Genomic DNA, 12487 nt, shown 5'->3' with positions numbered 1-12487 from the left:
ACACAATTTGCGATCGGCCGTCGCCGTCTGCCTAGGATCACAGATGTGTCACAGGGGGAGTCGGTCGAGATGTCTGTGAGTTGTCGAAATTGGAACCGCCCTCACCCCAGGCCGGTTCACGCCGCCTGAGCTGGGATGTTGTCCGAGTAGTCGCCGTTTTCGCTGTCGTCGTCAACCACGCGGCCTTCGAGGGGCCGGTGCTGCACCCCGAGCTGGGCGCACCGCTCGGCCGGACCCCGTTCCAGGTCGGCGCGAGTGTGCTGCTGGTGATCAGCGCGTACTTCGTCTGCGTGACGGTCCGCAAAGGCCCGACGCTGCCCTGGCTGTGGAAGCGGATCTGCCGGGTCCTCCCGCCCTACCTGGTGGCCGTGCTGGCGACGTACAGCCTGCTGGTGCTCTTCGGCCCGGACAACTGGATCCTCCCGACCCCGCGGGACCTGTGGGGCAACCTGACGCTGATCGCGTCACTGGACCCGACCGTGCGGCTGATCGACGGCTCGTACTGGACGCTGCCGCTGCAGCTGATGGCGTTCGTCGCGGCCGCGCTGCTCTGGCCGCGCGGGGTGGGCTCACCGTCGAGGATCACCGTGCTGCTGTGGGTGATGACGATCGCGCCGGTGATCCTGCAGTGGCACGACCGGATCCTGCGCAGTCCCCTGGTGGTGCAGCAACTGTGGAACGGGTTCGGCTTCCACCGGTTGCAGCTGTTCGCGATCGGGATCGCGATCTGGTTGTGGTCGCAGCGCCGGATCACCGCGGTGCACCTCGGCGCACTGCTGGTCGCCACGGTGTTCGCGCAGTACGTGCACACGTCGGACCTGCCGTCGGCGCTCGGGATCGGCGCCCTGCTGGTCCTGGTCGCGTTCGCCGCGCGCGGTCCGGACTGGCTGGTGTTCACGCCGGTCCGGCGACCGATCCAGTTCCTGGCCAAGATCTCGTTCGGCCTCTACCTGCTCAACCAGGAGCTCGGCTACCTGTTCGCCTACCACTTGATGCGCCTCGGCCTCGGCCGCACCGAGCAGGTCGTCGGAGCCGTCGCCGGCGTCGTCGTCCTCGCCTGGCTCCTCACCCGGTACGTCGAGCAACCGGCGTACCGCACGCTGACCCAGCTGGTCGTCCCCCTCCAACGCCTCGGCTTCCGGGCCGTCGCCCGGCTCCGCCCCTGATCACAGCCGCGCTTCGAACGTGTCGCGGTCTCTTGATCTGACGCATGGCTTTCCCTGAGCGGGCAACCAGGACGGTGTTCCCGACCTGAGGAGTCAAGATGTTCGTCCGAGCTGGTCTCGCGATCGCCGCACTCACCGCCCCGCTGGGGCTTCTGGCCACCGCCCCTGCCGGCGCGGCCGAGGCCTTGTCCCAGTGCGACGGCAGCCGCACCGTGGCGGTCGGTGGCGGGTGGGAGGTCACGACACCAGGGCTCTGGGAGAGCACGAGCGTGACCTGCAACCTGGTGTACGGCGACTTCCCGCACCGGAACCCGGCGGAGCCCTTCGGTGATCCGGCGGGGGCGATCAAGGGGCTGCAGCAGACGCTGAACTACTGCTACGGCGCCAAGATCATCGTGAACGGGTACTACGGCGCGACGACCCGCGACGCCGTCACGGCGGTGCAGCGCCGGACCGGCCTCCCCGCGGACGGGATCTACGGTCCGCAGACCCGGTCGGCGATGAACTGGCGGCTGCACGATCCGGCGAAGGGCATCGACAGCACGAACTGCTACAGCCCGGTCTGACCCGCGTCACAGGGGATTCGCCGCGGGGGCGAATCCCCTGTGCTCGTTCAGACCGAGCGCTGGTACGTACGGAACGCCCGGGTCGACAGGTAGGCGACCACCAGTGTGAAGGCCAGCAGGTACAGGCCGTGCCGGCCCGCGGAACCCCAGTCGGGGTTGGCGGACAGGGACTCCCGGGCGGCGATGGTGGCCCAGTCGACGGGGTTGAAGCGCGCCGCGACCTCGACCCAGTGCGGGGCGAGTTTCGGGTCGATCATGATCGACGACATGAACGTCAGCGGCAGTGAGACGAACTGGGAGATGCCGATCAGCGCCTCCTGCTGACGGGTGAGCAGGGCGACCGCGTTCGACAGCGAGCCGAACGCCGTCCCGATCAGCACCGACGCCGCGACCGTGACGAGGAACCCGACTACGCCGCCGTCGTACCGGGCGCCGGCCGCGAGGCCGATGCCGAAGACGAGCAGCGCCTGGATCGCCGTACTGGTGGCGTTGCTGATCAGCTGCCCGGCCATCAGTGCGCCGCGGCGGACCGGCGACGCGAGCATCCGGTCCATCACGCCGCGCTCCATGTCGGTGATGAACGTGGTGCCGTTCCAGCCGCTCGACATCAGCGCGGTCATCATCACGATGCCCGGCGTGAGGAACGCGATGTACGACGTACTGCCGAAGCCAGGCAGGTCGACGATCCCCTTGAACAGCTGCCCGAACAGCAGCAGCCAGATCGCCGGCTGCACGAGCGTGAACGCGATCAGGGCCGGCGAGCGGAACTGCGCCCGCAGCCAGCGGGACGTGATCAACCCGGTGTGCGCCAGGACTGGGGTGCTCATCACGCCACCTGCTCTTCCGCCGCCTGGAACGACCGGCCGGTGTAGCTCAGGTACACGTCGTCCAGGGACGGCCGCGACACCGTCACCGCACCGACCGGAATCGCCTTCTCCTCGAGGGCTCCCAGCACCGCCGGTACGGCGGTCGCGCCGCGGTCGACGCGCGCCCGCAGAACGTTGCCCTCAACAACGATCTCCCGGATCCCCGGCAGACCGGCCAGCAACCCCCGGACCGAGCCGTCGGCATCGGCCTCGACCAGCTCGACCTGCACGGTGTCACCGCGCAGCTCCGCCTTCAGGCCCTCAGGGGTGCCCTCGGCAACGATCTTGCCGTGGTCGACGATCGCCAGCTGGTCCGCCAGCCGGTCGGCCTCCTCCAGGTAGTGCGTCGTGAGCAGCACGGTGAGACCCTCGCCGCCGGCCAGCAGCCGGACCTCGGCCCACAGATCGGCCCGTGCCTCGGGATCGAGGCCGGTGGTCGGCTCGTCGAGGAACAAGACCTTCGGGCGGTGCACCAAGCCGAGCGCGACGTCGAGCCGGCGCTGCTGACCGCCGGAGTACGTCTTGACCTGCCTCGCGGCCTGCTCGGTAAGACTGAAGCGCTCCAGCAGATCCCGTGCGCGACTGGTGGCCGTGGACCGGGACAGCCCGTGGATGCGGCCGCTCAGCACGAGGTTCTCCAGGCCGGTGGCCATCGGGTCCGAGCTCGCCTTCTGCGGCACGTAGCCGATCACGTGCCGGACCTGGTCCTGCTCGCGGTTGACGTCGTACCCGGCGACGAGCGCCGTCCCGGAGTCCGCGCGGGACAACGTGGTGAGGATCTTGACGGTAGTGGACTTGCCGGCGCCGTTCGGTCCGAGCAGACCGAGCACGACTCCTTCCGGCACGCTGAACGTGAGACCGTCGAGGGCCCGGACCCCGGGGCCGCGGCGGGCTCCGGGATAGGTCTTGACCAGGTCGACGGCCGTCAGGGCATGACTGACCATAGGAATGACTCCTTCGTGGGTGAAAGAGCCGGGCCGTCTATCCTGATGATGCGCCTTGGGTCATCAGGTCCTTCGGGACCGGCTCGAGGAACTGACGGCCCTCGACCCAGGTGTTGCCGCACCTCGGGCCGGGGGCCGTTTCTCACTGTGCTTCCGGTGGGACCTCCCGCAACCAGGGGAAGTCGACACCGAAGTACTTGACCGGATCCTTCAGCAGGTCGGCCGGGTGGACGCCGAGCTCGGCGACCAGGTCGTGGGTCCGGCGCCAGAACTCGGTGCCCTCCAGGTCGTCGGTCCGGATCCGCTCCGCGAGCCGGCGCGCGAACGTGATCTCGGTGCGCAGCAGTTCGACCCGGAACTCCGACTCGATCCAGAAGATCTCCGGGAACTTCTTCGAGCGCATCAGGTCGTGCATGCGCTCCAGCCCGGCGGCCTCCTGCTCCAGTACGCCGGCCCGCTGCTCGAGCAGGTCCGCGACCCGGTCCGGCGCGAACGCCGGAAGGTAGGCCAGGCCGGCCTCGAGCTGGCTGAAGTCCTTCTCCGGCGTCCCGAGCAACTCGGCCAGCCAGCCGTCGAACTCCTCCCGCCCGGCGGCGGTGATCGCGTAGATCGTCCGCTCCGGGCGGTTGCCCTCGCGGACGGTCTCGACCGCCTCGACGAAGCCGGCCTTCTCCAGTGCGGTGACGACGGAGTACAGCGAACCGTAATTGAGCTTGATGCTCCCGTCCTTGCCCCGGGCCTTGAGCATCGTCGAGATCTCGTACGGGTGCATCGGCCGCTCGCCGAGACTGCCGAGCACGGCGAACGCCAGCGGATTGCTCACCTTGCGCCGGACCATCACCCGTCCTCGATCTCGATTACTTGAGATCGAGTATTCGCTGACGGGTACCCGATGTCAAGTAATCCAGCACTCGCCCGCCCGGCAGTAGTCGGCGCGGTAGAGGCCGGCCTCGACCACGACCTCGCCGGCGCTGCCGACGCCGACCGACAGGTCGGCCCGTGCTCCGGACGACCAAGTGGACGGCACCGGGACCTGGGTCTTGGTCGAGCACGGCACCGCGTACTGCGTGAAGGAGGTGTTCGCCTCGCTGTGCAGTGCCACGACCACCTGGGCGGAGGTCTCCGCGCAGCGGGCCAGCAGCCAGATGGCATCCCGGGGCTGGGCCTGGCCGATCGGCTGCTGCCTCCACTGGTACAGGACTGGTGTGGTGGGCAGGTCGATCTTCATCGTGGTCTGCTCGATCAGGTACTTGCCGCCGGTCTTCGGCAGCAGCCCCGCCTGGGCTCCGCCGCCGAAGCCCGACACGCTGGTGGCGACCGGCGTGCCAGGGGTCGGCTCGCTCCCGGAGCGGTGGGTGCTGACCAGCGCCGCCGAGGCGACCGCGAGGACGAGCGCACAGGTGGTCGCGGTGACCCGGCGGCGGGCGATGCTGTTGGCCCGTTGCTGGATGGCCGGGGCCGGATCCTCCTGCGCAGCAACCGGTACGACGGCCTGGTGCAAGCGCCGGCGCAGGTCCTCGGGGTTCATCGCCAGGCCTCCTTGCTCAGGGCGGGATCGTCGCGCAGCTTGGCCAGCGCGCGACTCGACTGGCTCTTCACGGTGCCGGTGCTGCAGCCGAGGATCCGCGCGGTCTCGAGCTCCGACAGGTCCTCCAGGTAGCGCAGCACGATCACGGCACACATCCGCCGCGGCAGCCGGCCGAGTGCTTCGAGGAGGACGGCGTTCTCGTGCAGGACGTCGTACCCGCCGTCAGCGACGGCATACGGGACGGAATCGGTGGGGATCTCCCATCGACTCCGCTTCACCCGCCACCAGGCACGGTGGGTGTTCACCAACGATCGACGGACGTAGTAGTGCGGGTTCTCGGCCTTGATCTTCGACCACGACAACCAGCAGCGGGCCAGCGTCGTCTGCAGCAGGTCCTCGGCGAGACCGCGGTCCTGGGTCAGCAGGTACGACATCCGCAGCAGGCCGTCGTACCGCTCGGCGACGTACGCGCTGAACTCGGCGGCGGAGTCGTCCACCCGGCGCGTGGCCGCGCCGATCCACACCCCCGGCTCAGAGAACGTCTCCCCCTGCATGACTCCAAAGAGTCCGAAGACTCCTCAGAGGTTGCATCGGTCAGCCGAGCTCGGCGGCGTACCAGGGTTTGATGACGCCGTCGATGATCGCGAGGCGCTCGTCGAACGGGACGAACGCGGACTTCATCGCGTTGATCGCGAACCAGCGGAAGTCGGCCAGGCCGTAGCCGAAGGCGTCGGCGAGCAGCGCGAGCTCGCGGGTCATCGACGTACCGCTCATCAGGCGGTTGTCGGTGTTGACCGTGACCCGGAAGCGGAGCTTGGTGAGCAGACCGATCGGGTGGTCGGCGATGGACTCGGCCGCGCCGGTCTGCAGGTTGCTGCTCGGGCACATCTCGAGCGGGATCCGGCGGTCGCGCACGTACGCCGCCAGCCGGCCGAGCTCGACGCTGCCGTCGGCATTCTCGGTGATGTCGTCGATGATCCGGACGCCGTGGCCGAGCCGGTCGGCGCCGCACCACTGGATCGCCTGCCAGATCGACGGCAGGCCGAAGGCTTCGCCGGCGTGGATGGTGAAGTGCGCGTTCTCGCGCTGCAGGTACTCGAACGCGTCCAGGTGCCGGGTGGGCGGGTAGCCCGCCTCGGCGCCGGCGATGTCGAAGCCGACGACTCCCGCGTCGCGGTAGGCGACGGACAGCTCGGCGATCTCCATCGAGCGCGCCTGGTGCCGCATCGCGGTCAGCAGCTGGCGGGCGACGATCGGGCGCTCGGCGTTCGCCATGCCGTGCTCGAAGCCTTCGCGGACCGCGTTGACGACCTGCTCCAGGCTGAGCCCGGCGGTCAGGTGCTGCTCGGGCGCGTAGCGGATCTCGGCGTACACGACGCCGTCCGCGGCCAGGTCCTGCACACACTCGCTCGCGACCCGGCTGATCGCGGCGGCGTTCTGCATCACCGCGACGGTGTGGTCGAAGGTCTCCAGGTACCGCTCCAGCGAGCCGGAGTCGGCCGACTCGACGAACCACTCGCCGAGCTCACCGGCATCGGTCCGCGGCAGCCGGTGCCCGATCTCCTGGGCCAGCTCGACGATCGTCGCGGGCCGCAAGCCGCCGTCCAGGTGATCGTGCAGCAGCACCTTCGGCGCCGCGGTCAACTGCTCGGGAGTGATCATCGGCCCATCTTGGCATCCTGGGTGATCTTGAAGACCGGTACGCCGGGCGCGACCTGCAGCAGCGTCTCGAGCGAGGAGTTCTTGTCGACGTCGCCCTCGAAGAAGGCGCCGACCTCCCAGGCCCACTTCTTGAGGTAGACCCGCAGGATCTCGGGCTTGTCGGCGTCGGCCAGCTCGACGGCGTGGAACACCTCGGTCCTGCGACCGATCCGGAGCCGGGCCTCGGGGGTGGCGCGTAGGTTCTTGACCCACTGGACGTGACCGCGCGGGGCGACCAGGTACGGCTGGCCGTCGAGCGTCATCAGGTTGACCGGCGTACTGCGCCACTCGCCGGACTTGCGGCCCTTGACCGACAGGACCCGGCTGCCCATCAGGCTGATCCCGGCCTTGGTCATGGCGGCGACGAGCCGGTTGAAGACCCGCATGCTGCCCTGGCCGGAGGTGATCACGCGGTTCTTGTCGTACGTCTGCTTCATGGCGGTGAGCCTTTCTTGGCGAGAAAGCGAGAGCGGTGCTCTCTGTTGTGACCAGTGAACACTTTCGGGTGATCCTTGTCAAGAGCACTGCTCTCGCTTTAGTGCAGTGATCATGGCAGACTGCGGGTCATGAACGCCGGACGTACCGCACGCGACAGGGCCCGGGCCGAGCTGACCCAGGAGATCAAGGACACCGCGCGCCGCCAGCTCGCCACCGACGGGGCTGAGCGGCTGTCGCTGCGCGCGGTCTCGCGGGAGCTGGGGATGGTGTCGTCGGCGCTGTATCGGTACTTCCCCAGTCGGGACGACCTGCTGACGGCGCTGATCATCGACGCGTACGACGCGCTGGGGAGTGCGGTGGAGAAGGCTGCGGCTGGGGTCCTGGGGGGTGGGGTGCCGGGTGCTGGGGTGGATGGGGTGCCGGGTGCTGGGGTGGAGAGGGCGCCGGCGCGTGCTGGGGCGGAGCGGGCGCCTGCGAGCGCTGGGGCGGGTGCGCCTCGGGAGGCTTGGCTGGCGGCGAGCCGGGCGGTGCGTCGGTGGGCGGTCGAGCATCCGCACGAGTACGCGCTGATCTACGGGTCGCCGGTGCCGGGGTACAGCGCGCCGCAGAGCACGGTCCAGCCCGCGTCGCGGGTGGCGGTGTGCCTGCTCGGCGTACTGCAGCGGGCTCAGGAGGCCGGCGTACTGGTGGTGCCTGGCGAGGCCGCCGAGCCCTCGGATGCGTTGGTGGCTCAGCTGCAGCCGCTCGAGGAGTTCGCGCCCGGCGTACCGAGGGCTGTGTTGCTGCGGACCGGGATGATCTGGGCGCAGCTGTTCGGGCTGGTCAGCTTCGAGCTGTTCGGGCAGTTCGTCGGGACCTTCGATCCCGCGGACGAACTGTTCGAGGCGGCGATCGCTTCGCACGCCGCGTTTCTCGGGCTAGGCGAAGGCGTCCGGGAGCGGTAGCTCGAGGGCGCGCTGGACGCGGCGGACGTACTGCTCGCGCGGGATCTCGGCCGCGCCGAGCGTCGCCAGGTGGTCGGTGACCCACTGGATGTCGAGGACGCGCTCGGCGGCGTACTTGTCGTCGAGCAGCTCGACCAGCCCCGCGACCGCTGCCTTCGAGCCGTCGGTCTTGTGGTGGAACATCGACTCCCCGGCGAACAGGCCGCCGATCGCCACGCCGTACAGACCGCCGGCCAGCTCGTCGCCGTCCCAGGCCTCGACCGAGTGCACCCAGCCCATCCGGTGCAGCCGCGTGTACGACGCGATGATGTCCGCGTCGATCCACGAACCCGGCCGGCTCGGGTCGGCACAGGCACGGATCACGTCGTCGAACGCGGTGTTCACCCGGATCTCGAACCGCTGCCGCGCGCGTCTTAGCGAGCGGGAGGGGCTGAACCCCGCGACGTCGATCACGCCACGCTCCAACGGCGACCACCACAGCAGCGGGCCATGACTGTCCGGCATCGGGAACAGCCCCCGCCGGTACGCCGCGAGCACGGTCCCCGGCTCGAGATCCGCTCCCGCCGCGACCACGTCCCCACTCCCGGCCATCGCGACCGGCGGAAACTCCCAGACGGAGGCAGGCGGTTCAACAGGCACCCCACCATCCTCGCGCACGGCCTGGCAGGACGTACGGCGGGCAGGTGGTCGGCCGGGGCGGGACCGGCGGGCGGCCGGTCGGGCGGGCGGTTGAGCGCAGTACCGGGAACTGCTGGTGCCGGGCGGAGCTCCAGGGCGCGGTCCGGGTTGTTCCGGAGTGGCGTGTTCCAGGTGGGCACGTAGTCTTGAAGATGCGCCGCCCGCGGAGGCCGGGTGGGTGCGTAGTACCCAAGCCTCGAGGAGAACCGTGGCCGGAGTAGCAAGGTTCGTCGCCAGCAGTCTCGCGCCCGCCGCCCAGCGGTTCGCGCCGCAGGCCGCGGCCGGGATCCTCCGGCAGGTCCTGGAGATCGCGATCGACGGGTACCAGCGGTTTCCCGGCGCGGAGAAGATCGCCGAGACCAAGCTGGCCCGGTCCGACGACGATGTCGCGGTCGCGATCGAGGCCGTGATCGACCAGCACATCCGGCTCGCGGGAGTGCAGGGGTTCGTCACGAGCATCGGCGGGCTGGTGACGCTTCCGGTCGCGCTGCCGGCCAACCTGACCGGCCTGGCGATCGTGCAGGCACGGATGGTCGCGGCGATCGCGCACCTGCGGGGGTACGACCTCGGCGATCCGCGGGTGCGGACCGCGGTGATCACCTGCCTGCTCGGTGAGGACGGGGTGACGGACCGGCTGAAGAAGTCGAACCTGCCGACGTCCCCGCTCGGGATCGCGACGGCGCCGGTCTTCGACCCGGAGCTCGACCGGCTGGTCGCCGGTGAGGTGGTCGGCGAGCTGATCGCGCGGGTCAGCGGCAAGCGGATGGCGATCACGGTGACGCGGCGCGTCCCGCTGCTCGGCGGCGTGGTCGGCGGTGGGGTCGACGGCTGGTCGACGTACCGGATCGGCCAGTACGCCGACAAGAGCCTGGTCCGCCGGATCCGGCGCCCGATCGAGCCGTAGGTCCGTTCTTCGGTCCGTGCGAGGTGGCCGCTCCTCGAAACCCGGTGAAACTGTCGGCGGTCGGTGCGACGATCTGGTGGTGAGCAACCGCCGGGCCGAGCTCGGGGAGTTCCTGAAGGCGCGGCGCGCCCAGGTCGCCCCCGGTGCCGTCGGGCTGCCCGCAGGCGGCCGCCGCCGTACTCCAGGACTGCGTCGCGAGGAGCTCGCGCAACTGGCCGGCGTCGGCGTCACTTGGTACACGTGGCTCGAGCAGGGCCGGCCGATCAACGTGAGCGGCCAGGTCCTCGACGCCGTGGCGACGACGCTCGGGCTGAGCGACGTCGAACGCGAACACCTGTACCGGCTGGCCGAGGCGACACCCGCCCGCCCGCCACGCGCCGGCGTCTACGCGAACGAGCTGGTGATGGCCGAGATCGTCACCGCGCTCGACCCGCTGCCCGCGGTGATCACCAACCGGCGCTTCGACATCCTGCAGACCAACGCCGCGTTCGCCGACCTGTTCCACGACTGGCACACGCTGCCGTGCGTCCACAAGAACCTGCTCTGGTGCATCGTCACCGAGCCACTCGCCCGGCAACAGTTGCTGAACTACGACACCGAGGTCCCTTATCTGGTGGGCCGCCTGCGCTCGGCGTACGGCGAACACCTCGGCGACGCGGTGTGGGAGACCGACATCGACCGGCTGCGAGCGGTGAGCCCCGAGTTCGACGAGCTGTGGTCACGCCACGAGGTCGCCGAGTGCGCGCCACGACCACGCCACGTGCTGCACCCCGCCGCCGGCGAGCTCCACTTCACGGTGACCGAGCTCGCCGTACCGGCGCATCCTGATCTGGTGATGTTCGTCGAGACGCCGTCCGACGAGCTCACCCGGGAGCGGTTGCCTCTGACTCGGCTGACTCCGGCTGCTCGATGAAGTAGGCATCGTGACCGCCGCAGCCCCACCCCGCGCTCGCGCTCCGGCAGCCTCGGCGACGCGACCGCGGCCTAGGTGACAGCCCGTCCTTCCCACCACGACAGATCTGCGATCATCGCGGGATGCCCTTTGCTGATGAGCGGTTCGATGCTGTGGTAGTCGACTACCGGGCCTCCTGGCCGGACGAGTTTGCCGCTCTCGCCGACCAGTTGCGCGCGGTTGTCGGGCGGCTCGCTCCGACGATCGATCACGTCGGGTCCACCTCGGTGCCCGGGCTCGCGGCCAAAGGCTGCATCGACGTCCAGCTGCGGGTCGCGTCGCTCGACGAGCTGGTGGATCCGCTGACCGCTGCCGGATACCGGCTGCGGCCCGAGGTGTGGAACCGGGTTGAGGTGTCGACTGGGGTCGAGTCCCGGAAGCTCGTGTTCGCGCCGGCGGTCGGGGCCCGGACGTGCAACGTACATGTGCGGCTCGCGGGTGGGGCCAACGCGCGGTACGCCTTGCTGTTTCGCGACTACCTGCGGGCGGACGAGGCGGCGCGGGCCGGGTGGGGCGCGTTCAAGCAACGGCTGGCGGCGAGTCTGCCACGGCTGACCGACTACGGGCAGATCAAAGCGCCGGCCACTGCCGTACTGATGACCGGCGCCGAACGCTGGGCCGCGCAGACCGGTTGGAGCCCGAGTTAGCCGGCGAAGGCCTCAATCCACCAGGTACCGGCCAGCAGTCCGGTGGCCGGCACCTGTGAGGTGTGAGTAACCAGCTAGCCCGCTAGGGCTTGGACTACTCGGCTGGCGGCGGGTTTGCCCAGTTGCTTCGACATCCAGACGCTCGTGGCGACGAGCTTTTCGAGGTCTACGCCGGTTTCGATGCCCAGGCCGTCGAGTTGCCAGACGAGGTCTTCGGTGGCGAGGTTGCCGGTGGCGGACTCGGCGTACGGGCAACCGCCGAGGCCGCCCGCTGAGCTGTCGACGACGGTGACGCCTTCGCGGAGGGCCGTGAGGGTGTTGGCGAGCGCCTGGCCGTACGTGTCGTGGAAGTGGACGGCGAGCTGGTCGACGCCGACGCCGGCCTTTTGGAGCCCGCTGATCAGGTCGACGACCTGGCCGGGGGTGGCGACGCCGATGGTGTCGCCGAGGGAGAGTTCGTGGCAGCCGAGGTCGGCGAGGCGCTTGGTGACGGCGACGACCTGGCCGACCGGTACGTCGCCCTCCCACGGGTCGCCGTAACACATCGAAACGTAGCCGCGGACCGCGAGACCGGCCGCCAGCGCGCGCTCGACCGTCGGCGTGAACATCGCGAACTGGTCGTCGAGCGTCGAGTTCAGGTTCTTCTGCGCGAACGTCTCGGTCCCACTGGCGAAGATCGCGATCTCCCGGACGCCGGCTTCGAGGGCGCGGTCGAGACCGCGTTCGTTCGGGACCAGAACAGGCGCCCGTACGGCGTCCGGCAGCTCGATCAGCTTCAGCAGCTCCGCCGCGTCGGCCAGCTGGGGAACCCACTGGGGATGCACGAAGCTGGTCGTCTCGATCGTCGTCAGCCCCGCGCCGGCGAGCCGCCGGACGAACTCGGCCTTCACGGCGACGTCCACGATCGCGTCCTCGTTCTGCAACCCGTCCCGCGGCCCGACCTCGTAGATCGTCACCCGCTCCGGCAGCCCGTCGACCGTCGCCCGCTGCGGCTTCCGCACCCTTGCCTCCATCCCGGGCCCGCCGTACGGCGAACCTCTGCTCGGCACGTCCTGGGACTCGTCGTCCGTCCGCTCGTGCCTGTCGTCCGGGCCAACCGGTGGGCCGGCCCTCGCTGCCTCGGGCCCACCGGTCGGCCGGCCTCTGGCGTTGC

General features: G+C 69.9%; 15 protein-coding genes. 6 read left to right on the top strand and 9 right to left on the bottom strand.

Features of this window, described 5'->3' with window-relative positions; translation table 11 throughout:
• Positions 1-80 precede the first annotated feature (80 nt).
• Both HDA39_RS30550 and HDA39_RS30545 read left to right on the top strand, forming a co-directional pair.
• On the top strand, positions 81-1166 hold the full coding sequence (locus HDA39_RS30550) for an acyltransferase family protein (protein ID WP_184801057.1): 1086 nt from the start codon (positions 81-83) through the stop codon (positions 1164-1166).
• 98 nt (positions 1167-1264) lie between these two features.
• Complete coding sequence (locus tag HDA39_RS30545; RefSeq protein ID WP_184801055.1) at positions 1265-1732, top strand: peptidoglycan-binding domain-containing protein; 468 nt, start codon at positions 1265-1267, stop codon at positions 1730-1732.
• A 47-nt stretch (positions 1733-1779) separates the two neighbouring features.
• Here the strand turns inward: HDA39_RS30545 and HDA39_RS30540 are convergent, their stop codons facing one another.
• The 7 genes from HDA39_RS30540 to HDA39_RS30510 form a co-directional block, all read right to left on the bottom strand.
• Complete coding sequence (locus HDA39_RS30540) at positions 1780-2559, bottom strand: ABC transporter permease (RefSeq protein WP_184801053.1); 780 nt, start codon at positions 2557-2559, stop codon at positions 1780-1782.
• A complete protein-coding gene (locus HDA39_RS30535) occupies positions 2559-3542 on the bottom strand; it encodes an ATP-binding cassette domain-containing protein (RefSeq protein WP_184801051.1) in 984 nt (327 codons plus the stop codon). Before HDA39_RS30535 ends, HDA39_RS30540 begins: the two co-directional genes overlap by 1 nt.
• Positions 3543-3684: 142 nt before the next feature.
• Positions 3685-4380 carry a PadR family transcriptional regulator gene (locus tag HDA39_RS30530; RefSeq protein ID WP_184801049.1) on the bottom strand — a complete coding sequence of 232 codons (696 nt, stop codon included), beginning with the start codon at positions 4378-4380 and terminating at the stop codon, positions 3685-3687.
• A 57-nt stretch (positions 4381-4437) separates the two neighbouring features.
• Positions 4438-5070, bottom strand: a complete 633-nt coding sequence (locus HDA39_RS30525; RefSeq protein ID WP_184801047.1) for a hypothetical protein — start codon at positions 5068-5070, stop codon at positions 4438-4440.
• Entirely contained in the window at positions 5067-5624 is a 558-nt protein-coding gene (locus HDA39_RS30520; protein WP_184801045.1) for a SigE family RNA polymerase sigma factor, read from the bottom strand. The genes HDA39_RS30525 and HDA39_RS30520 overlap by 4 nt, the downstream gene beginning before the upstream one ends.
• A gap of 40 nt (positions 5625-5664) precedes the next feature.
• On the bottom strand, positions 5665-6732 hold the full coding sequence (locus tag HDA39_RS30515) for an adenosine deaminase (RefSeq protein WP_184801043.1): 1068 nt from the start codon (positions 6730-6732) through the stop codon (positions 5665-5667).
• Positions 6729-7208 carry a nitroreductase family deazaflavin-dependent oxidoreductase gene (locus tag HDA39_RS30510; RefSeq protein ID WP_184801041.1) on the bottom strand — a complete coding sequence of 160 codons (480 nt, stop codon included), beginning with the start codon at positions 7206-7208 and terminating at the stop codon, positions 6729-6731. The genes HDA39_RS30515 and HDA39_RS30510 overlap by 4 nt, the downstream gene beginning before the upstream one ends.
• Positions 7209-7337: 129 nt before the next feature.
• Between HDA39_RS30510 and HDA39_RS30505 the strand changes: the two genes are divergently transcribed.
• Positions 7338-8153: a TetR/AcrR family transcriptional regulator gene (locus tag HDA39_RS30505; protein ID WP_184801039.1), complete on the top strand. Its 816-nt coding sequence runs from the start codon at positions 7338-7340 to the stop codon at positions 8151-8153.
• Here the strand turns inward: HDA39_RS30505 and aat are convergent.
• Positions 8127-8792, bottom strand: a complete 666-nt coding sequence (gene aat, locus HDA39_RS30500) for a leucyl/phenylalanyl-tRNA--protein transferase (protein ID WP_184801037.1) — start codon at positions 8790-8792, stop codon at positions 8127-8129. The two genes, HDA39_RS30505 and aat, sit on opposite strands and share 27 nt — an antisense overlap.
• A gap of 247 nt (positions 8793-9039) precedes the next feature.
• Here aat and HDA39_RS30495 point away from each other — a divergent pair, with 247 nt between their 5' ends.
• The 3 genes from HDA39_RS30495 to HDA39_RS30485 all read left to right on the top strand — a co-directional run bounded on the left by HDA39_RS30495 (position 9040) and on the right by HDA39_RS30485 (position 11334).
• Positions 9040-9735 carry an EcsC family protein gene (locus HDA39_RS30495; protein WP_184801035.1) on the top strand — a complete coding sequence of 232 codons (696 nt, stop codon included), beginning with the start codon at positions 9040-9042 and terminating at the stop codon, positions 9733-9735.
• 79 nt (positions 9736-9814) lie between these two features.
• Complete coding sequence (locus HDA39_RS30490; protein WP_202893166.1) at positions 9815-10648, top strand: MmyB family transcriptional regulator; 834 nt, start codon at positions 9815-9817, stop codon at positions 10646-10648.
• Positions 10649-10770: 122 nt separating this feature from the next.
• Positions 10771-11334: a GrpB family protein gene (locus tag HDA39_RS30485; RefSeq protein ID WP_184801033.1), complete on the top strand. Its 564-nt coding sequence runs from the start codon at positions 10771-10773 to the stop codon at positions 11332-11334.
• Between the two features lie 74 nt (positions 11335-11408).
• Here HDA39_RS30485 and HDA39_RS30480 read toward each other — a convergent pair whose 3' ends face one another.
• Positions 11409-12335: a hydroxymethylglutaryl-CoA lyase gene (locus HDA39_RS30480; RefSeq protein WP_460658525.1), complete on the bottom strand. Its 927-nt coding sequence runs from the start codon at positions 12333-12335 to the stop codon at positions 11409-11411.
• Between the last annotated feature and the right edge of the window lie 152 nt (positions 12336-12487).

This window comes from Kribbella italica (assembly GCF_014205135.1).
In the GTDB taxonomy this organism is placed as follows: domain Bacteria; phylum Actinomycetota; class Actinomycetes; order Propionibacteriales; family Kribbellaceae; genus Kribbella; species Kribbella italica.
This window is presented reverse-complemented; position numbering and strand designations above follow the sequence as displayed.

Excerpts from the sequence above, each read along its gene's own strand:
- HDA39_RS30520 (WP_184801045.1), bottom strand. The coding sequence starts at position 5,624 with ATGCAGGGGGAGACGTTCTCTGAGCCGGGGGTGTGGATCGGCGCGGCC.
- HDA39_RS30545 (WP_184801055.1), top strand. The coding sequence starts at position 1,265 with ATGTTCGTCCGAGCTGGTCTCGCGATCGCCGCACTCACCGCCCCGCTG.
- HDA39_RS30485 (WP_184801033.1), top strand. The coding sequence starts at position 10,771 with ATGCCCTTTGCTGATGAGCGGTTCGATGCTGTGGTAGTCGACTACCGG.
- HDA39_RS30525 (WP_184801047.1), bottom strand. The coding sequence starts at position 5,070 with ATGAACCCCGAGGACCTGCGCCGGCGCTTGCACCAGGCCGTCGTACCG.
- HDA39_RS30540 (WP_184801053.1), bottom strand. The coding sequence starts at position 2,559 with ATGAGCACCCCAGTCCTGGCGCACACCGGGTTGATCACGTCCCGCTGG.
- HDA39_RS30535 (WP_184801051.1), bottom strand. The coding sequence starts at position 3,542 with ATGGTCAGTCATGCCCTGACGGCCGTCGACCTGGTCAAGACCTATCCC.
- HDA39_RS30510 (WP_184801041.1), bottom strand. The coding sequence starts at position 7,208 with ATGAAGCAGACGTACGACAAGAACCGCGTGATCACCTCCGGCCAGGGC.
- HDA39_RS30530 (WP_184801049.1), bottom strand. The coding sequence starts at position 4,380 with ATGGTCCGGCGCAAGGTGAGCAATCCGCTGGCGTTCGCCGTGCTCGGC.
- HDA39_RS30515 (WP_184801043.1), bottom strand. The coding sequence starts at position 6,732 with ATGATCACTCCCGAGCAGTTGACCGCGGCGCCGAAGGTGCTGCTGCAC.
- HDA39_RS30505 (WP_184801039.1), top strand. The coding sequence starts at position 7,338 with ATGAACGCCGGACGTACCGCACGCGACAGGGCCCGGGCCGAGCTGACC.